Source organism: Paenibacillus sp. ClWae2A (assembly GCF_032452295.1).
In the GTDB taxonomy this organism is placed as follows: domain Bacteria; phylum Bacillota; class Bacilli; order Paenibacillales; family Paenibacillaceae; genus Paenibacillus.
Genome location: NZ_JAULSQ010000003.1, coordinates 685,200 through 707,143, shown reverse-complemented (window position 1 = coordinate 707,143; position 21,944 = coordinate 685,200). Strand labels below are relative to the sequence as shown.

18 protein-coding genes are annotated in these 21,944 nt (G+C 46.6%); 8 read left to right on the top strand and 10 right to left on the bottom strand.

Annotated features, from left to right (window positions below):
* The first annotated feature begins 1 nt into the window (after position 1).
* The gene (locus tag QVE09_RS14380) at positions 2–445 is read left to right on the top strand and encodes an Hsp20/alpha crystallin family protein (protein WP_315937305.1); all 444 of its coding nucleotides are present in this window, start codon (positions 2–4) and stop codon (positions 443–445) included.
* Positions 446–567: 122 nt separating this feature from the next.
* On the opposite strand, the gene QVE09_RS14375 is transcribed toward QVE09_RS14380, so the two are convergent.
* The 3 genes from QVE09_RS14375 to QVE09_RS14365 are packed head-to-tail and all read right to left on the bottom strand — an operon-like array spanning position 568 to position 2,511.
* Positions 568–1,215, bottom strand: coding sequence for an Imm50 family immunity protein (locus tag QVE09_RS14375; protein WP_315937304.1), 648 nt, complete (start codon positions 1,213–1,215; stop codon positions 568–570).
* A 53-nt stretch (positions 1,216–1,268) separates the two neighbouring features.
* On the bottom strand, positions 1,269–1,826 hold the full coding sequence (locus QVE09_RS14370) for a DUF1697 domain-containing protein (RefSeq protein WP_315937303.1): 558 nt from the start codon (positions 1,824–1,826) through the stop codon (positions 1,269–1,271).
* Between the two features lie 34 nt (positions 1,827–1,860).
* Entirely contained in the window at positions 1,861–2,511 is a 651-nt protein-coding gene (locus QVE09_RS14365) for a hypothetical protein (RefSeq protein WP_315937302.1), read from the bottom strand.
* Between the two features lie 336 nt (positions 2,512–2,847).
* On the opposite strand from QVE09_RS14365, the gene QVE09_RS14360 reads away from it, so the two are divergent.
* Positions 2,848–4,482, top strand: coding sequence for a DUF1593 domain-containing protein (locus QVE09_RS14360; RefSeq protein WP_315937301.1), 1,635 nt, complete (start codon positions 2,848–2,850; stop codon positions 4,480–4,482).
* Positions 4,483–4,567: 85 nt separating this feature from the next.
* Here the strand turns inward: QVE09_RS14360 and QVE09_RS14355 are convergent, their stop codons facing one another.
* Positions 4,568–5,131 carry a TetR/AcrR family transcriptional regulator gene (locus tag QVE09_RS14355; RefSeq protein WP_315937300.1) on the bottom strand — a complete coding sequence of 188 codons (564 nt, stop codon included), beginning with the start codon at positions 5,129–5,131 and terminating at the stop codon, positions 4,568–4,570.
* Positions 5,124–6,338 carry an MFS transporter gene (locus tag QVE09_RS14350; RefSeq protein ID WP_315937299.1) on the bottom strand — a complete coding sequence of 405 codons (1,215 nt, stop codon included), beginning with the start codon at positions 6,336–6,338 and terminating at the stop codon, positions 5,124–5,126. Before QVE09_RS14350 ends, QVE09_RS14355 begins: the two co-directional genes overlap by 8 nt.
* 218 nt (positions 6,339–6,556) lie before the next feature.
* Between QVE09_RS14350 and QVE09_RS14345 the strand changes: the two genes are divergently transcribed.
* Together QVE09_RS14345 and QVE09_RS14340 are read left to right on the top strand one after the other, a co-directional pair.
* On the top strand, positions 6,557–7,363 hold the full coding sequence (locus QVE09_RS14345; RefSeq protein ID WP_315937298.1) for an alpha/beta fold hydrolase: 807 nt from the start codon (positions 6,557–6,559) through the stop codon (positions 7,361–7,363).
* 25 nt (positions 7,364–7,388) lie between these two features.
* Entirely contained in the window at positions 7,389–8,372 is a 984-nt protein-coding gene (locus QVE09_RS14340) for a sensor domain-containing diguanylate cyclase (RefSeq protein ID WP_315937297.1), read from the top strand.
* A 135-nt stretch (positions 8,373–8,507) separates the two neighbouring features.
* On the opposite strand, the gene QVE09_RS14335 is transcribed toward QVE09_RS14340, so the two are convergent.
* The gene (locus tag QVE09_RS14335) at positions 8,508–9,995 is read right to left on the bottom strand and encodes a right-handed parallel beta-helix repeat-containing protein (RefSeq protein ID WP_397387038.1); all 1,488 of its coding nucleotides are present in this window, start codon (positions 9,993–9,995) and stop codon (positions 8,508–8,510) included.
* 102 nt (positions 9,996–10,097) lie between these two features.
* Between QVE09_RS14335 and QVE09_RS14330 the strand changes: the two genes are divergently transcribed.
* Positions 10,098–10,754 carry a DUF2625 domain-containing protein gene (locus QVE09_RS14330; RefSeq protein ID WP_315937296.1) on the top strand — a complete coding sequence of 219 codons (657 nt, stop codon included), beginning with the start codon at positions 10,098–10,100 and terminating at the stop codon, positions 10,752–10,754.
* Between the two features lie 129 nt (positions 10,755–10,883).
* Here QVE09_RS14330 and QVE09_RS14325 read toward each other — a convergent pair whose 3' ends face one another.
* Entirely contained in the window at positions 10,884–12,224 is a 1,341-nt protein-coding gene (locus QVE09_RS14325; protein ID WP_315937295.1) for an MFS transporter, read from the bottom strand.
* 257 nt (positions 12,225–12,481) lie between these two features.
* On the opposite strand from QVE09_RS14325, the gene QVE09_RS14320 reads away from it, so the two are divergent.
* Positions 12,482–12,865: a VOC family protein gene (locus tag QVE09_RS14320; protein ID WP_315937294.1), complete on the top strand. Its 384-nt coding sequence runs from the start codon at positions 12,482–12,484 to the stop codon at positions 12,863–12,865.
* Positions 12,866–12,928: 63 nt separating this feature from the next.
* Here QVE09_RS14320 and QVE09_RS14315 read toward each other — a convergent pair whose 3' ends face one another.
* Positions 12,929–15,580 (bottom strand): cation-translocating P-type ATPase, encoded by a 2,652-nt coding sequence (locus tag QVE09_RS14315; RefSeq protein WP_315937293.1) that lies wholly within the window; start codon positions 15,578–15,580, stop codon positions 12,929–12,931.
* 308 nt (positions 15,581–15,888) lie between these two features.
* Between QVE09_RS14315 and hcp the strand changes: the two genes are divergently transcribed.
* Both hcp and QVE09_RS14305 read left to right on the top strand, forming a co-directional pair.
* Entirely contained in the window at positions 15,889–17,181 is a 1,293-nt protein-coding gene (gene hcp / locus QVE09_RS14310) for a hydroxylamine reductase (protein ID WP_315937292.1), read from the top strand.
* Between the two features lie 238 nt (positions 17,182–17,419).
* Positions 17,420–18,805, top strand: a complete 1,386-nt coding sequence (locus QVE09_RS14305) for a PTS sugar transporter subunit IIC (protein WP_315937291.1) — start codon at positions 17,420–17,422, stop codon at positions 18,803–18,805.
* Positions 18,806–18,982: 177 nt separating this feature from the next.
* Here the strand turns inward: QVE09_RS14305 and QVE09_RS14300 are convergent, their stop codons facing one another.
* Together QVE09_RS14300 and QVE09_RS14295 are read right to left on the bottom strand one after the other, a co-directional pair.
* A complete protein-coding gene (locus QVE09_RS14300) occupies positions 18,983–19,693 on the bottom strand; it encodes a response regulator transcription factor (RefSeq protein WP_315937290.1) in 711 nt (236 codons plus the stop codon).
* On the bottom strand, positions 19,680–21,872 hold the full coding sequence (locus QVE09_RS14295) for an ATP-binding protein (RefSeq protein WP_315937289.1): 2,193 nt from the start codon (positions 21,870–21,872) through the stop codon (positions 19,680–19,682). Before QVE09_RS14295 ends, QVE09_RS14300 begins: the two co-directional genes overlap by 14 nt.
* Between the last annotated feature and the right edge of the window lie 72 nt (positions 21,873–21,944).

The following is a 21,944-nucleotide window of genomic DNA, read 5'->3' as shown; positions in this document are numbered from 1 at the left end:
CATGTTTGATCTGATTCCGTTTCGTAAACGAAATGAAGACCCGTTCGGACACATGTTGAAATCCTTCAATGACATGGTTGAGAACTCATTCCTCTCCCCTTTTGGAACTGGCTCCCAGCCATTCCGGACCGACATTCGTGAGGAAGAAGACAAATACTGGGTAGAAGCCGAGCTTCCGGGCATTGCCAAAGAGGACATAGACATTCAGGTTCAAGGTAATGAATTGATTATTCGTGCCAAACGCAATGATATAGTGGAGCAGAAGGATGACTCCAATCGAATCATACGGCAGGAACGACGTTCCGGCGAGTTTATCCGGCGATTCTATGTTGATCATATTGATGAGGAGCACATTAAGGCCAAATTGGAAGAAGGTGTGCTGAAGCTCGAGATTCCGAAACGTCCTGGTGATGATCAATCTCGCAGACGCATTCAGATTGACTAAACCAGATGCAAATTGTGTAGCTGAAGAAGTTGAGCTGTCCCTTTATGGTAATAGGCATGGAAGAACATCTGTAAAGATGTTCTTCCATGTTATCCCATGAAGGGATTTTTTACATAACCGGGTTAATGGAATTGAATATGAATTGTGCTGCATAGGAATGTAGCAGCGAAGCCGGATACGGAATCCAAGTTAACACGAATCTGATCGGCTGCATAAGTGAAACTTAGCTGTAAACAAACGTTAGATGCCTCCACAGGGGAGAACATCTCTTGCTGAATATGTTCAAAATGGAATTGCACCTGCTGTTCCCATTCCTGATCAGCATTATGCGTTAGCACAAGAGAGAGGGATTGTATATTTTGGACTGTTTCCAGCTGCACATCCGTAATTTCGTCATAATGGAAGGGAGGGAAATAGCCCAGAGTTTCGATTACATGTTGCGCTCCGAGAATGGAAGCCAAGGGAGAAAATTCGCGTTCCAACCTCCGGATATCCATTAACTGTGCCTCGTACTGAGGACTTGTATAGAGCAGGAGAGAATCTGGTTCGCATTCCACGACTGTTCCGATAAAAGCAGCCCAGTTCGCGGTACCTTCCTCACCAACGGTAACAAGCAATCGATCTTGAGCAAGCAAGTCGATTGCCCTATTGGTATGGAATTTCACTCGAAAACCTTGTCCCTGTATCTGCCAGGGAGTCTGGGGTGCATACCAGAACGGTTCCCGCTCTACGGATCGGACGCTGACGTTTAATGTCCATGCTCTGCTCATTAGACTACCTCCAATTGCCACAAGCTGCGTGGCATCATCTCCACCTGTCTGTATTATTTCTCTGCTGCTGCTTGCATCAGGGCGTAGATCTTACGTGTGGTATTCACATTTCTTACAGTCATATAAGCATAGACTTTGGAACCCACAAGCTTGTTCATGCCACTTTTGGATGCATCCTCTCTGCTGACTGAATACAAAATGGCTCCGGGAACATAGATCAGTGTGCCGATTTCCGGTTTGATGGGCAGTTGGTCCAGCACGGAGGGTTCATTGATCTCATCCCAGAGGAACATCACATCGCTTTTGGCTGTATCATCATTAACCCATTCTTCCGGGAGTGCTTTAATAACACTTTGGATTTCATCCATATCTCGCACCATCACCCTGATCTGTAAACCAAAATCAGCGGTGATAGCCTGTTCTAACACATGGGATATCTCCCTATTTGCATCGGCACGTTCCTGATGATCGGCAAAAATAATATTGCCAGAGTTGATGTATGTAACGACATCCAGCATACCTGCTTGTTCAAACGTTTCTTTCAGCTGCTTCATATTAATTTTATTGTTTCCGCCTACATTAATGCCTCGCAGCAAAGCCACATAGATCATAGGGGCGCTCCTCCAATTCCTTCAATTCACCGTTTTAACAAAATGACAGATATTCGAAAAGATGAGCAGTATACTCTTCTCCCAACAGATCTTGCAATAAAGGTTCCACATGCTCCAGATACTCGGGCTTGGTCTCATAGGTCTCTTCATCTTTCACTTCCCCGGCATAGGTGCGCGCCGCTTCAATCAGGATGGCTAGTGCACTGAAAAAGTCTGACAGCGAATCAGCAACACGCTTTGGTTCTCCACCTGTAAAAGCGGCATATACGGGAGAGTTCGGTGCTTCCACATCTACAATTAACGGATCATCATTAAAGTTTGCGATGACGACGTGGTTTTTTGGCCAGGTGGAGGATTCCTCATAAGGTTCATTCATGCCGATCCAGCGAAACCCCAGTTGCTGACGAAGCAGATGTTCAGGTGCGACAAAGAAGATCAGCGCGGCATCACCAATCTCAACGGCGGCATTTTTCATTTTGAGTGTACCTTCAGCTTGAGCATCCACCATTTTATAGTGACTGTACAAGTACTGAAGTTCTGGAGAAAGAGGTATTCGTGCGTCTACTTTCGGCTTCTGATGATGTTGGCTGGGACGCAGATCATGATTTTTGAAAAGTCCATAAGCTTCATTATATAAATCTTGCTGTTCCACAAAACGGGTCAAGGCCGTATTCAGTTGTTGCATAGTGTCTGATTCCTCCTGGTAACATTTTTCTAGTACTACGCCGATCCATTTGATTCTTGGCTATAAGCATTATACTATATCAAAGGTGAATTAAAAAAACATTTGAATGCGTTTACATAATTTCTTGAACATGATATAATTTCACTCAAATAAGGATTGTTACTGCTTCGGGCAGGCAAAACCTGAACATCATTATGCGTGGACTTTGTTCCATTCGTATTGATGTTCGGGTTTTTTTGCATTTCTAAGGCCCATATTAAGGACTAAGGAACAGGAAAGCAGGAACTGATCCATCCCAACACCAACATCACGCTGTACACAAGAAAGGGGAGCACTATGAACAAGAGAAAATGGTTAAACGGTTTTGCCGCAGGTTGTCTGAGTATTATTCTGGTGATTAGTGGGTGCGCATCCAAAGCACCACAAACCGCGAGTGACACACCGAATCAGGAGACAGAGCAGACAGAGAATGAAACCCAGGAACCTGCAAACAACCAAGCTGCCAAAGGCAGAACAGTGATTACAACCGACGGTGAAGTGGATGATATGAACTCCGTCATTCGTTTCCTCTTATATTCGAATGAGATGGACCTTGCCGGAATTGTACTAACCAGCTCGGTGTATCATTATGCTGGAGACAAGGAAGCAGGGATCCAACCATTCCGCTGGACAGGCACACAGTGGGTGTACGACATGATCGATGCCTATGGCGAGATCTACCCGAACTTGTCCAAACATGCGGAAGGTTATCCGGAGCCGGAACAGCTTCGAGCGATGACCAAGATCGGTAATATTTCCGATAAAGGGGAGATGGAGAAGGAAACCGAAGGTTCCGAATTCCTCGAAACTCTTTTCCTCGATGATGACTCCCGAGACCTGATTGTTCAGACATGGGGTGGCACCAATACTACGGCCAGAGCGCTAAAATCGATTGAGGAACAGTATAAAGACACGGCTGAGTGGGAGACAATTCGCAAAAAAGTCAGTGACAAACTGGTCCTGTATATCATTCTGGATCAGGATGACAGTTACAACGAATACATTGCGAAGAATTGGCCGGATATCCGCATTCTTAACGACCAATCGAACTTCTGGCATTTTGCCTATGCATGGAAGATGCATGCCGAAGAAGTGAACAGCAAGCTTCATGGCGACTGGATGGTCAAGAATATTCTGAACGGACATGGCAAGCTGATGGACATGTATGCATCGATGGGTGACGGCAAAATGATCGAAGGCGAACTGGCTGAAGAACAGCGGGGAAGTGCTGAATATCTCAAGAACAATCCCCAATATGACAAGTACGATTTTATATCTGAGGGCGATTCTCCATCCTTCTTTTATCTGATTGATAATGGACTTCGCAGTATGGAAGACCCTTCCTACGGCGGTTGGGGTGGACGCTTTGGCGTTGTAAACGACAAGCTGTATAGAAACAATGTACTTGATTACGATCCGTACACCAAACGATATGAAGCCGAATACTCTCTGATGAGATGGTTTGACGATGTGCAGAATGATTTTGCAGCACGTGCGGACTGGGCAGTTGCAGACACTTACGAAGGTGCCAACCATAATCCGTCTTTAATGATTAAGGAAGGGTTGGATCTAAGTGTTAGTCCAGGGGAGGAAGTTACTCTTCACGCGGAAGGCACAGACCCGGATGGAGATCAACTGACGTATACGTGGTGGAGATATTTCGAAGCGGACACCTATAAGGATTCCAAAGTAGAACCGAACAAAGTTCAGCCTGAAATGGCGGGTGATCTGCAGCTTGGATTGCATCGCGAACTTGCCAAGGATGAGCAGGTGGATACGATAAAATTGCAGGGCAGTGACACCGAAGCGGTGACATTCACCGTTCCTGACGATGCCAAATCGGGCGATACCATTCATATCGTTGCCGAAGTACAGGATGATGGAGAGCATCAGTTGAAGCATTATCAACGTGTGATCCTAACCGTAAAATAGAGAAATAGAGGGGAAGTCCCAAAAGTCATCAACATGACTGGTGGGACGCCCCTCTTATTTGTGTAGTCTGATCGTAATTGATCCGTTAACGCTGGATGCCTGACCAGAAGACATTCCAGGTGATCGCCAAAGCTTGTTCATAGGATTGCCGTGTCTCATACACGAGCTGTACATCCAATCCATCCATCACGGTGACAAAAGCTACGGTGGCTTCTTCCGGACTCAGGCGTATATCAGGATGTCTGGTAAATACGGCTGCCAGCTCTTCCTTCAGTGTCCCGAGGTACGTTCGATACTGGGCCAGTACAAAATCATGCACCTCCAGTGGTGTGATAAAGGACAGGATATACATAAAAGCGACGTTTGGATTCGTCAGGAAACGATTTTTGTGTTCGTGCAAAAAGGCATATAGCTGCTGATCCAGAGTTTGGGTAACAGACTCGCTGAAAAATTGGCGTACAAACTGTTGTTCCTCCTGCACAACTTCCTCATATAACTCCAACAATAATGCTTTTTTAGATGAATAGTGATAAGCTAGGGATTGCTTGCGAATGCCTGCCTCTTCGGCAATCTGCGCCATCTTGGTCCCCTCGTAACCCAGACGATTAAAATGTTGAATGGCAATTTCCTTGATTCGTTTTTTACTCAATGTCTACCTCCAGTTGGCGAGCTGAATACCTCTGTTGTTTTTGGGAGTATACCAAATATAACAAGATATATACCACAAAAATGCCTATAGAGATAGCATACATCACCGTATAGGAAAATGCAGAAGCCACCACGCCTAGAATCAACGAACCCCCACCAATTCCGAGGTCAAAAAAATTAAAGAAGGAAGCCATCGCATTTTCATGCTCATGTTCTTCTACAAGATTCACACACCAGGTCTGAATCGCCGGGAATATGGCACCAAAACCAAAGCCGTATAACGCACCGGCGATCAGGAATTGCACATCACTCTGGGCGATAATCAGAACCAGTAGCCCCGCGATTGCAAACACGGCAGAAGGTAACAACACGGAGCCTGGTCCCCATCGATCAAACATTTTCCCCGAGAACAGTCGGACGGCGAAGCTGGCGATGGCGACGATGAAGAAAAACCAGGCTATATTCTCGAACCCTCTTTCGGTGGCGAATAAAGCCACAAAGGACATGATTGAACCCGCTGCAATGCCAACGAGCATAATGAGAAGGGAAGGGAAGAGTACCTTCTTTTCAATCAGTTTCACCGAAGGGACATGGGTTTGCATGGACTCGCTACTGCCTTCTGTTTTCGGCTTTCTGGATACAAACACTGTCATCAGGAGAGCTAACAGCAAAATGCACATACCTCCCATAAACAGGCTCTGGTAGTCATACCTAAACAACAGGCTTGTTCCAATCAGTGGACCGATGGATATGGCGACCGTCTCCCCTACGCCGAAATACCCCATACCCTCTCCCCGGCGATCTCTTGGTATGTTTTCAGTGGCAATCGTTGCAAAATATGTCGTTGCCAAACCAAATCCGAATCCGTGGATCATTCGAAATACAAGAATCATCCAAATACCTGACGATAGGTAGTATGCGCCTGTCATTAATGCACAGATAGTGATGCCGATAATCAACAGATATTTTTTATCTATTCGAGCTGCTAAGACAGATGTGAAGGGTCGAATCAAGATGGCGGAAAACATAAATACGCCGGTAACAAGCCCAATCTGGGAGGCTTCGCCACCAAGACTTGAGACAAACAAGGGCAAGGTCGGAAGCAACATTTCAAATGCCATAAACAATAATGCGTTGGCTAACATGATAAATAGGAATGATCTTCCCCAGAGTTGCTGAGGTGTAGAGCTATGTGTTGAAGTACTCATGGTTTTCCTCCGTAATGTTAATATCTGTCGCGCGACATGTTGAATTGATTTTAACTGACGGTAGTCAGATTGTAAAGCGCGCATTTAGAGCATGGAGGCATGATTTTTTATGGATGAGAGAAGGTATTAATAATTTTTAATCCATATCCCAACATTTTCCGATATAATAATCAGATAAAATGATTCAAGTGAATACTACCTCAGAGAGGTGATATGCAATGACGGTTGATGTACTTGTAAGAAATAATGTTAAGGTACTTGGCTCGGGTAGCCAAACGATTGTATTTGCTCATGGTTTTGGATGTGATCAGGATATGTGGCGTTACATTGTTCCAGGTTTTATGGAGAACTACCGTGTGGTATTGTTTGATTATGTTGGATCTGGCGAATCTCAAATTAACTATTATGATGCTGTCAAATATAGCAATCTTCAAGGATACGCTCAGGATGTGCTGGAAATTATGGAAGCGCTTGAGCTAAAGGACACCATATTTGTCGGGCATTCCGTCAGCAGTATGATTGGTATGCTGGCATCGATTCAGAACCCCAAATATTTCAAACAAATCGTTATGTTGGGACCCTCTCCACGTTACGTGAATGATCTGCCGAATTATTATGGAGGTTTTGATCGGAATGATATCGATGAACTACTTGAGATGATGCAGATGAATTTTATTGGGTGGGCGAGTTATCTGGCACCCATTGTGATGAACAATCCGGAACGGAAAGAGCTGACGGAAGAGTTGGAAAAAAGCTTCTGCTCCAGAGATCCGCATATTGCGAGACAATTTGCCGAGGTGACGTTTTTATCGGACTGTCGTATTGATCTGGAGCAGGCAACTGTGCCAACATTGATTCTTCAGTGCTCCGATGACAGCATTGCCCCGGTAGAAGTAGGGGATTATTTACACGCTCATCTGAAGAATAGCAGGTTGCAACAGATGACGGCCAAGGGACATTATCCGCATCTAAGTCAACCGGAAGAAACCATCCGAATGATTAAGGATTATTTAACGAGCGCATAAAACGCGGAAGAAAGGCAGTTATTCCATGGATATACAATTAGATCTGGCTCCCTGTGGATACTTCTCTATCTCTGATTCGGGCGTCGTACAGTCGATTAATCAAACTATGCTTACGATGCTTGGCTATGAACGTGATGAGCTGATAGGGCAACATATTGAATCGACCATGTCGGTGAGCAACAAGGTGTTTTTCCATACGTATTTCTATCCCTATATCCAGTTATATGGACATGTGGACGAGATGTACTTCACGTTCCGTACCCGTGATCAGCAGGCTGTTCCTGTTCTGCTTAATGGTGTTCGCCAGACTCGTAACGGGGAAAGCGTGGTGGATTGTGTCGTTGTTGTCATGCGTAAGCGAATCGAGCATGAGAAGGACATTCTGCATACCAAAACGAAACTACAGGAGCTGTATCAAGCGACGCAAGAAGCGAACAAGGAGCTTGAACGATTACACGAGGAATATAAAATTAAAGAGCAGGCGTTAATCAAAGTGAATGATCAGTTGGAGACACTGGCCTCCACCGACTTGTTGACAGGGTTGAAGAACCGCAGGTTTTTCCAGGAAAAAATGCTTGAAAGCTTGATATTGTTCCAGCAGAAACAACGTAATTTCTCTCTTCTGGTGGTGGACATTGATCATTTCAAAAGCATTAATGATACGTACGGACATCCGATCGGAGATCTGGTGCTCGGTAATCTGGCAGGGCTGCTGCAATCGGTATCGCGAAGTACGGATGTGGTTGCACGTTACGGCGGGGAGGAATTTGTTATCATTCTTCCAGATTGTGAAGAGGAGCAGGCGAGCAGCATCGCAGAACGATATCGTTCACAGGTTGCTTCAGCCGACTGGGGTGAATATAACATTACGGTTAGTATCGGTGCGGCTACTGTAGTAGGGGAAGATACGGAACAGTCCTTGTTCCAAAAAGCGGACAACGCCTTGTATGCCTCCAAAACCGGAGGACGAAACCGGGTGACACATGCAGCTCAGATGGTAAAAAGTTAAGGGTTGGATTGCATTGCATCAAAAGAAAGCAAAAAGGAGCCTGTACATTATGAGGGAGATGATCCCACATGCACAGGCTCCTTTTATTTGCGTGAAACAGATTGACTAAGTTGAGATGGCAGACTCAGGGTTAATTTATCGCGGAGCAAGGTAGCCATACGACTTCGCGGGAGAATTCGCCTGAAGACGAAAATCTTCGCTCGGTTCATCCATAAATGCCGGGTTCACATATATGGAGTGTGCATCATTGCCAGATCCCTTGATGTAGGCGGTGATGCCGGAGTAGGCTTTATTTTTCCAAACCCACAGGGCGTCTTCCTGCTCACCTGGTGAGAAATAGACATTATGGTCAAACACATTGCCGGTATTGCTAGTGTATTCGTTGTATATCAGTACTTCCGAGCTGCCCGATACGAGAATGTTACGCATGAACGTATTGTTCTTTGTCCGTGACTGCATAAATAACTGTCCATTGCCTGCATTCAGGGTATCATTTCCCACAAGTGTATTGTACATAATCTTGCTATCCTCGGTAGCTCCTCGTTCCTCGTCATAACCTCCCATGGCAATACCCGTCAATCTGTTGGAATAAATTAGGTTATCCCGCAAGGTAATGTTGCTGGTTGAACGTCCGGCATGCTCTGAGGCAATCTCAATTCCGATATCGCTCCGATATACCCGGTTCTGGTCGATGATATGATCTTTCCCGCCATCTACATAGATGCCACCGGCCGAGTTGGTATCATTGGGCAGGTCTGTTCCATAGGAGGGATTGTTATTGGACGTAATATCGTATACTTCGTTGCCTCGTACAATGCCGTTCCGAGCCTGATCGTATGTATCATCCTCAGATGTACCCTCGTACCCGATCAGATCAATACCAATATTGTCGGAATCATGGATGATATTGTCCTGGATGGCAAACGTATCGACATTACCGTTGACTGCGAGTGATTCGCTTGAACCAAGTGTAAGATCATATAATACATTATCCTTGATGATGATATCGCGTAATGCTTGAGGGTGCTCTGTGCCATAGATGGCAATACCGTGGGCATCCCTGCCCCGCAAATCGGGACCTTCAGGAGTTGCGTAACTAGCGATCGCGTGTATGGTGTTGCCTAACAGCTGAATATGCTCACCTGCTCCGTGGACATAGATCCCGGCTGGGACTTGGCCCCCAAGTGTGGTCGTGAAGTTACGAATTTCGAGATTCTGAATCGTGATATAACTGGCATTTTCAATTTCAATCAACCCTTCAATGCCCCGGACAGATAAACCTTTACCATCAATGATAACCTGCTCGTGAGGATAACTTGAAAATAGGGTTGGATTAGCGGAAGAATTACCGCTCCTGGTGATTTTGACTTTCTGATGATAGACACCTTCACGCACATAAATCGTGCTTCCCGGCGAAGCGTGGTCAGCTGCGTGCTGCAACGTTTTCCACGGAGATTGAATGGTTCCTTTATTCGAGTCGTTTCCTTGGGGTGATACGTAATGGATGACCTGGGGATCAGACTTTTGAACCGAAACGGGTTCCTTCATGGAAGATGTATGATTCTGACAACTGGATACGAGCACCATCAGAATCGGAATTATAAGTATAACTACGCGAACCAAATCGTTTCCCCCTTGAATTTAGCTTTGAAGATAGATTATAGCAGATTTGAACGGGTTAATAAGCCATGATATGCTCTTATAAAATCAGCGAGGAGACTGCTCATGAATACATTAACGATAGCTGAATTAGTAGATCGGGAGAATCACGCATGGGAAGAACTCAAGGAACTCCTGGATAGCGGGCAAAATACATATGTGTATGTTCCAGCAAAACAAGAGGCTGGTGAGGATACCCTCTATCGTCTGCAAATAAGCACCAAATCCTATTTGGGGGCTGTTGCTTATGAGACAGAAGGTATTGTACTGGATCATGGCTGGATTACGCTGCTTGGTGCGGGTGGTGACAGTACATCTGGGAGTCTCACTAGTTGGAATGGTGTGAGTGAGCAACCTTGGGTAGATGTACTGGAAGGTATGATGGTCGTTGCATATGATGCGGCAGGCGGTTTCTTCGGAATGGATACAGGCAAGTATGGCCGCACGGGACAGGTCTATTATTTTGCCCCGGATACACTCGAGTGGGAGTCGACAGAACTGACATATTCAGGTTTCATGAATTGGCTCGCAAATGGGGATCTGGAGCAGTTCTATCAGACCTTTCGCTGGAAAGGCTGGCAGGAAGATATGTCTCAGCTACAGACGGGACAAGTATTCGCGTATTATCCACCACTTTGGACGCAGGAAGGTGACGGCGAGAGCAGCAGTAAAGCCCCAATTAACATCATGGAGGCCTGGAAGTTCGCACTGGACGGGAAATAGTTGGCATGCTGCTGTAGGATGGAATAAGGAAAGTAACCGGTAAGTTCAAGTTCATTGAGTGATCCACTTTTAAAAAAAGGCTCGCGCTTGGTGCGGGCCTTTTTGGTTCTGAACTTTAAACATTAATTATCAATTGTCCAATGTAACAGGTTTAATGCTTGAGCGTGAAGCTCTGCTATGCCAGATGGTCAGCCCGAGTGAAACAACACAGACGAGCAACAGACAAGCATACACCACATGATAAGCTTCCTCGACCGAGACTCCCGGAATGCTGTGTAGCAGCAGCCCACACACGGCTACAGACACCGAACCACCGAAGAACTGAATCAATTGTAACATGCCCATACCGGAACCTATTTGCGCTTTGGGCAGCACACGTGATGCTTCATTATTCAGTGAAGCCATGGAGGCTGACAGTGCCGGTGAGAAAAAGAGATAACCACTGGTAATGATCAGGGCGGATTGATCCAGTCCGAGCATGAATAAAGCAAGTACCGCTGCGAGTAGGGTGTGTCCGATGATCATAAATCGCATATTGCCATAACGGTCGATCCAGCGTCCAACGAAACGGGTGCAAAATGCTGCAACGATTGCCCCAGGAGCAATCAGCAAACCTATGGCGAGAGAAGAGCGCCCATATAGATCAGCTAGCACAAGCGGCATCAAAAACAGATTGCCCAGATTCACGACCAGCACGCAGAAACCGATAAGGATTAACCGGGTGTATCCTGGCGTTCGGAAGACTTGTGGATTCACAAACGGAAGACTCGCTTTCCGAATATACAGGAGGTGTGCAACAAGTGAAATAACGCCAATGGCAAACCACAACCAGGACTGCTGGGTGATCGCGACCAGAAGTGTAGTGGCGTTAATGACCGTTAATATGGCACCAATAACATCGAACGGCTGATCTGTTTTGGCGGTTTCACGGGGGAGAAAATAGAGCAATACGGGCAGGGCGAGCAGGACAAGCACGGTTATGGCAAAAAGTCCGTTCCAGCCCCAGTACTCGCTAATGAGTCCGCCAACAATGGGGCCAAGTCCAAAAGCCATGGCGCTACCTGATGAGATCAGCGCGATGGCAGCTCCGCGTCGTTCCACCGGGATGTAACGACTCGCAATGACGAGACCCAGACCAGCCATCACCCCGGCACCCGCAGATTGCAGAATGCGTGTAAGTAACAGGATCGCGAAGTTATGTGCGAACAACCCCAGCAATGAAGATAACCCCAGGATCAGAAGCCCGACTGTTAACAGTTTGCGTACCTGGATACGGTCTGACAATCGACTGTAAATCACCGTCGACAGGGCGTAACCAATCGAATAACTTGAGATGACCCAAGACCCCAGATCTGAGGTGATTTGAAGATCATGAATAATGACTGGCAAAGAAACATTGAACATGGTGGTGTTCATCACAACGATGAACAAACAGCACGTCCAGAGTGGCATGACAATTTTATCTTTCATGGTACCATTCCTGTCTTATCTATGAATGTGAATTCGGATTGAGCTTTGATGAAAATGTGATGAAAAGCAATATATCATTTTACACTTCATTTTATTATATGGCAATAATGTCATACGAATTCGTTCGGATGTGGTGAGCATAGAAAGGTTTAAATAATAAACAATAGACGAAATTCCTGTATTTAACTAAAATGATCATTGAACATACATAAGTAGAAGGATCAGTAGTTAAGTTTGAAAATGAAGGAGTTTACAGTATGAATCACTTATTATTAATGTCACACAGCGTATTTCCGACTCTGGATATGAAGCGAACCGCGCAGTTTTATGAAGCAAAGATGGGTTTTCGGGTGGTCGAATATCTTGATGCCGCGGAACCTCATATCTGCCTGTATCGTGATCTTACTGAGATTATTTTAACCCAAAGCAATGGACAGAAAGTTATACCCAACAGAGAATTATATGGCTATGGATATGATGCATATTTTATTACCAAGAACCAGGAGAAGCTTCAACAGGAATTGATCAACGCCGATGTGAAAATCGTACGTGACCTCAATCACACAGACTATAATAACAAAGAATTTGTGATTGAGGACGTCGATGGACGATGGATCGCTTTTGGCATTAAACAGGGGTAATTAGATACACAAACAGGCGCTCCGATAACGGGCGCCTGTTTGTGCATGTTATATCTACAGATCTTACGCCGCAGTAACTTGTTTGCCGCGATTGCGAATCCACTTGATGACATCCATCAGAATGACGGCAGCAAGAGCAAGTCCGCCTGCAATCAGGAACTCATTCCAGCCGAATGTATCCGGGATGGCAAAGACGCTGCGAACACCTGGAATCAGTGTGATTGCATAGAGACAGAGACATACGAGTATGGAGCCAAGCACGAATTTATTGGTCGTAAAGCCCACCTGGAAGATGGTCTGTGTGTTGGAACGTGCTGCAAATGTTTGCAGACTGCGTGCCAGAATCAAGGTTGTGAAGGCCATCGCGACACTGATTTCCTCCGAAATACCAAGTCCAATATATTGGGACACAATAACAGCCGCACCAATCAGGACACCACGCGTAATCACAGCCTGCAGGGTTCCACCTGCGAAGATGCCTTCGTTAATATCACGTGGTTTGCGCCGCATGACATCCGGCTCGGGTTTTTCGGTACCCAAGGCAATGGCAGGAAGGGAGTCGTTCACCAGATTGATGAACAGCAACTGAAGGGCCGTAAACGGATTAACCCAGCCGACGATCAAGGCAAACAAAATGGCGATAATGGCACCGAGGTTACCGGCGAACAGGTATGCGATGGCTTTTTTGATATTATCAAATACCATCCTTCCAACACTGACCGCATTCACGATGGAGACAAAATTATCATCCGTCAGAATCATGGCAGCCGCATCCTTGGCGACATCTGTTCCGCTACCCATCGCTACGCCGATGTCGGCTTGTTTTAGCGCAGGTGCGTCATTAACTCCATCTCCGGTCATGGCTGCCACTTTGCCTTTACGCTGCCATGCACGAACAATCCGGATTTTGTTCTCAGGTGATACTCTGGCGTATACCGAGATGTGTTCGAGTTGTTGATCCAGCTCTTCATCAGACATTTTGTCCAGTTCGGCACCGGTAATGGCGAGATCATCCGGTTCGGCAAGGCCGATATCCACACCGATGGCCTGAGCCGTCGTTTTGTGATCTCCAGTAATCATGATGGTGCGAATACCCGCTTTTTTGGATTCTTCAATAGAGCCGTACACCGCTTCACGCGGTGGATCAATCATCGCTGTCAGGCCAACAAGTGTCAGATCATGCTCGTCATCAATGGTGACCTGGTTTTTATCATCGAATTTTTTGTACGCATAGGCCAGCACACGGAAGGCACGTTTGGAGAAGGCCTCATTTTTTTCTTCAAATTGTGTACGAATCTCGGGTGTGAGGGGCTGAACCTCACCGTTGATAAACACATGACTACAGCGACTGAACAGCACATCCGGTCCACCTTTGGTCAGCAAAGCCGTCTGTCCCTCGAAGGTATGCACCGTACTCATCAGCTTTCGATCCGAGTCAAAAGGAAGCTCAGCTTCACGTGGGAACTGGTCACGGATTTCATTGTAATCCTTGTTCACCCGGTTGCTGAAGGCAATGAGGGCCACTTCGGTTGGATCACCCAGTTCCTTGCCTTCCTGGTTAATATTCGAATCATTGCAGAGCACTGCAATATGTAACAGACGTCGTTCCTCTTCGGACCACTGATCGGGATCATCGGGGAATTCGTCCTTGGTGCCATGGGGAATGTAATAATCAACGACAGTCATCTTATTCTGAGTTAGTGTTCCCGTTTTATCCGTACAGATGATACTGGCAGAGCCGAGCGCCTCAACGGCAGGCAGTCTGCGAATGATCGCATGTTGTTTGGCCATCTTATTTGTTCCGAGTGACAATACGATAGTCACAATGGAGGATAACGCTTCAGGAATGGCAGCAACCGCAACAGCTACAGCAAACATCAGTGCATTTACGATGGACGGCCCGATATTCTCCGTACCTTCGGTCAACCATACACGACCGGCTTCAATGCCAAAGATGAGAATCGACAACCCCAGGATGAAAACCCCCAGTTTTTTGCTGAATGATTCCAACTTGCGCTGTAATGGTGTGTTCTTGGCTTCGGCATTTTCAATCAATTCGGCAATTTTGCCGATTTCTGTTTTGAGAGCCGTACCTGTAATGACAAGCATGCCCCGTCCATATACGACCAGTGAGCCACTGAAGGCCATATTCCGACGATCTCCGATTGGAGCTTCATCCGGGATGGTATCGGCGTGTTTCTCCGCAGCTTCCGATTCTCCGGTCAGCATGCCTTCGTTGATTTTTAAACTTCCTGATTCCAGGATACGCCCGTCTGCCGGGACATAATCACCTGCATCCAACATAACAATATCACCGGGAACAAGTTCCCTTGCTGGAATGGTCTTTTTCTGCCCGTCACGAATAACCTTGGCTTCAGGAGCAGACATTTGTTTTAGCGCGTCGAGCGAACTCTCGGCTTTTTTGGTCTGAACTACGCTGATTACCGCATTGAGCAAAATAACCAGGAATATGATCAACGATTCAATCAGGTGTCCAAGGACAACCTGTACCGCGGCTGCAATCAGCAGCACAATGACCATCGGATCTTTAAAATTTTCGAGGAACAGTTTCCAGACTGGTGTTGCATCTTTCCCTTTTAACTCGTTATATCCTTCCGTTTCAAGTCTCTTGGCAGCTTCGGAGGTCGTGAGTCCCTTGGAGGAACTCTGTACATCCTGAAGGGTTTCCTCCGCACTGTGTCTGTAATGTTGCAATTGACCAGCTCCTTGAATATTAGATTTCTCTGTGTATTACCCTTACGAGCAAAATCTAGAATCGTTTCATTTCCGTATTTTTTTAAGATTATGGATTTATACGTTTTTAGCTGTACACAGTATTTTTCATAATGAACCGAGATATGCCTTTTTTTGTATGTTATTATTTCCAGTTTGGATGATGGTCTGGAGAACTATATTTAGATGTTGGTCAGAAACTGTGTGCACCATCACACTAGCTCATATCAGGGTCTGGTACGCTATTCCATAACGAACTGCGTTTAATCTAAGTTTGGAGGGGAACCCATATGTTTTGTTATCAATGCGAACAGACGCCGAGTGGCGGGTGTACCGTGGTAGGGGTATGCGGCAAAAACGAAACAATCGCAAGCTTGCAGGATACGATGATCTTTGCGTTAAAAGGCATTGCTGCTTATGCAACACATGCACGCCAGTTGGGATATTCTGATCCTGAGGTCGATCGGATCACACATGAGGCATTATATATGACATTAACGAACTCGAATTTTAATGTACAAGAACATCTGGAGATGGCGATGAAGGTAGGTAATGCAGCAATCCGCATTATGGACGTGCTGGATCGTGCGCACACGGACCGCTTTGGTGTACCCCAACCGATTACGGTTAGCCAGAACCAGATCGAGGGGCAGTGCATCGTGGTGACAGGACATAATCTGTATGCACTGGAGGAGCTGTTGCGCCAAACGGAAGGCAAGGGCATTAACATCTATACCCACTCGGAAATGTTGCCAGCGCATGGTTATCCAGCACTGAAGAAATACACCCATCTGAAGGGTAACATCGGCAAAGCCTGGTACGATCAGCGCAGACTATTCGAGCAATTTCCAGGTGCCATTCTTGCAACAACCAACTGTGTGATGCCGATCAAAGGAACCTATGCAGACCGCTTTTTCTCTTACGAAGTGGCGGGTCTGGAGGGCGTTGCCAAGATCACAGAAGATGACTTCTCACCCCTGATTGAACGTGCGCTGTCATTGCCAGCGGCGGATGTACAGTCGGAGCAGGTGTTAACGACCGGATATCACCATGAGACGGTGATTGGACTTGCGCCTGAAATTATTCAGGCGGTAAAAGACGGTCACATCCGTCGTTTCTTCGTCATTGCAGGCTGTGATGCACCGGGCAAAGGTGGCAACTATTATCGTGAACTGGCGACATCTCTGCCGAACGATACGGTCATTTTGACCACCTCCTGCGGCAAATTCCGCTTCAATGATGTGGATTACGGTATGGTTGGAGATACGGGCATTCCACGGTATATCGATCTGGGGCAATGCAACAACTCCGGTTCTACGGTGAAAATTGCGATGGCTTTAGCGGATGCTTTTGGTTGTACCGTGAATGAATTGCCTGTCAGCATTGTCCTGTCCTGGTTTGAGCAAAAAGCGGTCGCCATCCTGCTTGGCCTGTTCAGCCTGGGCATTCAGGACATTCGCATTGGACCCAAACCGCCAGAGTTTATCTCGGCTGGTGTGCTAGACGTACTTGTTGACATGTTTGGCCTAAAGCTGATTACTACGGCAGAGGAAGACATGAACGCCATGCTTGCGCTGTCGTAAGATAGGTACATTGGGGTACGGGGCGAAGGAGCCACAAAAATAAGATGAATGAGAGCCTACATCAGCAGTAGGCTCTTTGCTTTTTCCTTGTACTAGGTCATTATACCTTGCGCAAAAATCAAGAAATATAAGGAGAATTCGTTTTTTTATCCTATTGAAGTTTTTTCGTGGAAGTGGCTATATAGATAAGGGCACATCACAAAACTCGGGTTTACCGCAGTATAAGGAGAAGGTACATATGAAAGACAGGTTCATCGAACAACGATTAAAGCTCGCAGGGGGAAAGGAGAATATTTGTCATGTGCAGCATGACATGGGTAAAACAACACTGACATTGCATGACTATACACGCATGGATCTGTCCGTTCCAACGACGCCGGATCTGGACACTGATATTAGCATAACCAATGGCGAGTATTGCATGAAGTTTAGAGATGAAGAAGCCTATATTTACAATACGTTACTTGGTATGGGTGTGGAGCAACCGAACCGAAATTCGCTGCAGGAAACAACGATTAGAGGTAAAAAGACATTTTCGGTCCTGTATTTTATTTCCGATGTGTTTAGGCCTTTGATGCCAGTCCTTGTTGGGGCCGCAATACTCAAAATCATACTCGGCTTGATTACATTTATTAACTCACTCAGCTCGGAAGATGCTTCGTTGGTCAGCAGTCAAACCTGGATGATCTGGAGTTCCATCGGTAACAGTGCATTTTATCTGCTGCCCATTCTGGTCGCCATCAGCACTGCTTATCGCTTAAAAAGCAATCTGTATGTGGCCGCCGCTATCGGCGGACTGATGTTGTACCCTCAAATGACCACTGTGTTTTCCAGTGGAGAAGACATCCATTTTATGGGTGTACCCCTTGTGTCACAGGCGCCCTTTTTTTCAGCAGCCCTGTGGATGATTGTAGCCATAAGCGCAGCATCTTGGCTGCAAAAGCGGGTTGAGCGAATCAGCCCCGGCGCACTGAAAGGGATTCTTGCTCCGGCGTTAACGTTGATGGTCATTGCGCCAATGATGCTGTTGGTGCTTGGTCCAGTAGGTACATGGGTTGACGAGCACCTGTCTGGCGTTATTGAATCGCTGCTGAATGATGCTCCCGTTGTTTTGATCATGCTGCTGGGAGCGAGCATGTCGCTACTTATGATCATGGGGCTACATTACTGGCTGTTCCCAATCCTGATAAATGAGATTATGACGAATGGCTTCACCATTGTACTTCCGGCCATGCTTGTTGCCTTTGTTGCGCAGGCGGGTGCCGCACTCGCTGCAGGTCTGCGAAGCGAGCAACCGGAGTTCCGGAAACTGGCATTCTGGGCAAGCGGAACGGCATTATTCGGAGTGACAGAGCCTGCGATGTTTGCAGTCAATATGAGAAGGAAGGCGTCTTTTTATGCAGCCATGCTGGGTGGTGCGGTTGGAGGTTTGTATTTCGGTCTTCTATCTGTAAAGACATTGGTCATAGGCGGTTCCGGCAGCCTGTTTGACATTCCGTTCTACATAGAAGAGGGAACCTTCAATATGCTGCATACTTGTATTGGTGTATGTATTGCTTTTGTGGCGTCAGGGGCACTTGCATACTGGATGGCGGGAAGAACGGCCAACCGCAAAAGTGTATAAGCATAAGCATAATCTTCGTGATAGGCATGGCATTGGATTATTTGCCATGTGAAACTGGCAAACGTGAAGAGGGCTATCCCATAAAGTCATGTCATGACTTATGGGATAGCCCTCTGTTCTCGTTTAAAGATCGTGCAGGTCTATTAAATGAAATATAAATGGTTGCTATGCTCTATCTCACCGTGCCTGGAATTTATAGCCGATCCCGCGAACGGTGATAATGTAGCGATGGGTACTAGAGGTATTCTCAATTTTGCGTCTCAGGTGATGAAGATGCACCATGACCGTGCGAACATCACTCCAGTTGTCCAGCCCCCATATGCGTTCAAATAGGTAGTCTGTACTGAAAACATGCCCTGGGCGACTTGCCATGAGGAACAGGAGTTGCAGCTCTTTAGCAGGCAAACTGATCTCTTTGCCGTTGACCCGGACTTCAAAGCGGTCAAAATGCAGATCGAGCCAGCCGTCACGCCATACGTTCTCGCCAGTGGCAACCATGTTTTCGGATGTGGAGGGTGCAGGTCGTAGTCTTTTTTTGACCCTGGCGACCATAATATCCGGATCGAACGGTTTGGTTATATAATCATCCCCAAGTTCCAGTCCCTGAACGATATCCTCGGTTTCCTGCCGGCTGCTGAGGAAAATGACAGGCAGATCAGCGCTCTTCCGAAGCGCTCGTATCCAGTCGGTGCCTGTTCCGTCAGGCAGCATGATATCACACAAAATGAGATCAGGGCGTCGCTGTTCCAGCAGCTTCGTAGCTTCCTCAAGATTATACGCTACATGAGTTATGTAGTTCTGATTATGTAAATAAATCGTGACCAGATCTGCGATATCGATATCATCCTCCACAACTAGAATGCGGCGGCGCTCCTTAATGTATGTCATCTTCCGGCAATCTTCCTCTCCAGGCGGGTAACCGAAAACAGAACTGACTGCCTGAACCTGGCTCACTGGTTACCCCAATCTCTCCATTGTGATAATACATAATTTCTTTGCAGATGGCGAGTCCCAGCCCTGAGCCACTGTGATCAACTCCAAGCTGCTGAGTAGCTTGTTCAAAACGTTCAAAGATTCGTTCCTGCCACTCCAGCGGAATGCCCATGCCCGTATCCTCAACACAGATGCAGGCGGTCCACCCTGTTTCCGTTAAGGGAGTTTCCTCAAGATGAAGACGCACATAGATCGTTCCGTACTGAGGTGTGAATCGCAGTGCGTTCGAGATCAGATTGGACAGCACCTGTTCGATTCGAATAGGGTCCAGTTGCACGATCCAACCCTCGGAGTCCTTGTTCCCGAAGTTTGATTCCACAGGCAGATTCAGACCGTAATGGATACCTTGCGTCTCTACGTCTGCTTCATATTTCTGGAACAACTCCTGCATGAATGAGAGCAAATCAACGTACTGCATTTGAAACTGCACCTGGTTGGTTTCCAGCTTCGTAAGTTCAATCAGATCGTGAATCATTCGTTCGAGTAGCAGGGTACGAGTGTAGATCCGGTTCACATACTTGGGTGCTTCGGTCGTAATGATACCATCTCGCAATGCTTTGGCGAAGCCCTTAATGGATGTGATTGGTGTGCTCAGCTCATGAGAGATGTTAGACAGGAGCCGGACACGGAACAGCTCGAATTCAGCCATCTTCTGGTTGGCTTCCTGAAGCTCTTCATTGCTTTGCCGCAATGAGCGGGTTCGCTCCTCCACGGTTCGTTCCAGCCGCTGGTTCGTTCGTTGAAGCTGGAGGGACAGCTGTTCCTTTTGCCGTAATGCTCGCGAGAAGCGGGAAGACAGATTATACGCCTGGGTTAACAGAAAAATAAGCAACCCTATGGAGAGCATGTCCTCTGTGGGCAAATGGACCGTGTAGAAGAGCATATCATTCAGCGCAAAGGCCATGAAAAACAGAAAACCGATCATACTTGTGACAGCACCCTTTCTCCGTTTGAACGCAGATCGGACATACATATAGAGTGTATAGATCAGTGAAGGAAACAGAACTCCCCATGTAAAAGGTGTCAGAACATAGGTGTACACACGAGCCGGTGTGAGCAGGAATAACAGGATAAAGATCGACAGAACAAGTGCGCCGACTTTAGACACCCAGAAAACAGATTCCTTGGGATATTCCCTGTTAATAAACAGAATTAGCAATAATGCCGTTAGGGCGACGGATATGTATTCGGCTTTGACCGCCCATTCCCATGGGAGATCAGGTAGCAGGTATAGCGCTGTCGACTCACCAAGCACAACGGTACGCACACCCACGGACAGACAGAGCAGGCTGTACAGCAGGGCGGAAAATTCTTTTCTGCGATTAAGATAGACCAGTCCGTAATATAACGCCATCACACCAAAAATCCCGACAATACCTGACTGCGCGGCGATATGAAGAATCCGTAGCCAGGAGATATTCTCTGCTGTTCCTAGCTCCATGCTCTGCCAGATGCCTGCATTTCTCTGGGAGAAGTTGGATACTTGAATGATAATTTCGTTCAAACCAGGACGCGATTCGAAATAGATGACTTGGGGATAACTCTTGGGACTCTCGGAGAAACGATCCGTGCCAACAGTACCATTGCCACTTTGAAGTTGACCATTAATCCAGATTCGGTAAGCCGAGGCGATGCTTTTGGAATAAAGGGCAAGTGGTGGGCTGCTTGATCGTTCATCCGGAAGGAGGACGCGCAGTCTGTAGGTTGCATAGCCTTCATTGGGCAGAAATGAATCGTTGTCCTGTTTGTACGATGTCCAGGGCTCGGGTACTTGTTCGAAGGCAGGCACAGGTGGAGCAGAAGCGTAAAAATCATTCGGCTCCAGCAGTTGATGCCAGTAAAACTCCCATTCTCCATCCAAAGTGACATTGGGCAAGATGGAGTCAGAACGATCAGACATATCCAGGAGTCCGTGTTCTGCGGAGATGAACTCATGGGCTGTAGTTGCTGTTAATTGGGCTGTTTTTGATATATATATCATCAGAATTCCGGTAGCAATCACAAGCAGGAACAGGCTACTCCGGAGAATAGTCCGTTTGCAGATGAGACTGCGTGCCGATGGGATAAGCTTCATCTAGGATGACCTCCGGCCAAGGTAAGATCGTATATTTTTTATTATAGATGGATCCCCAGTTTGCAGAAAGAA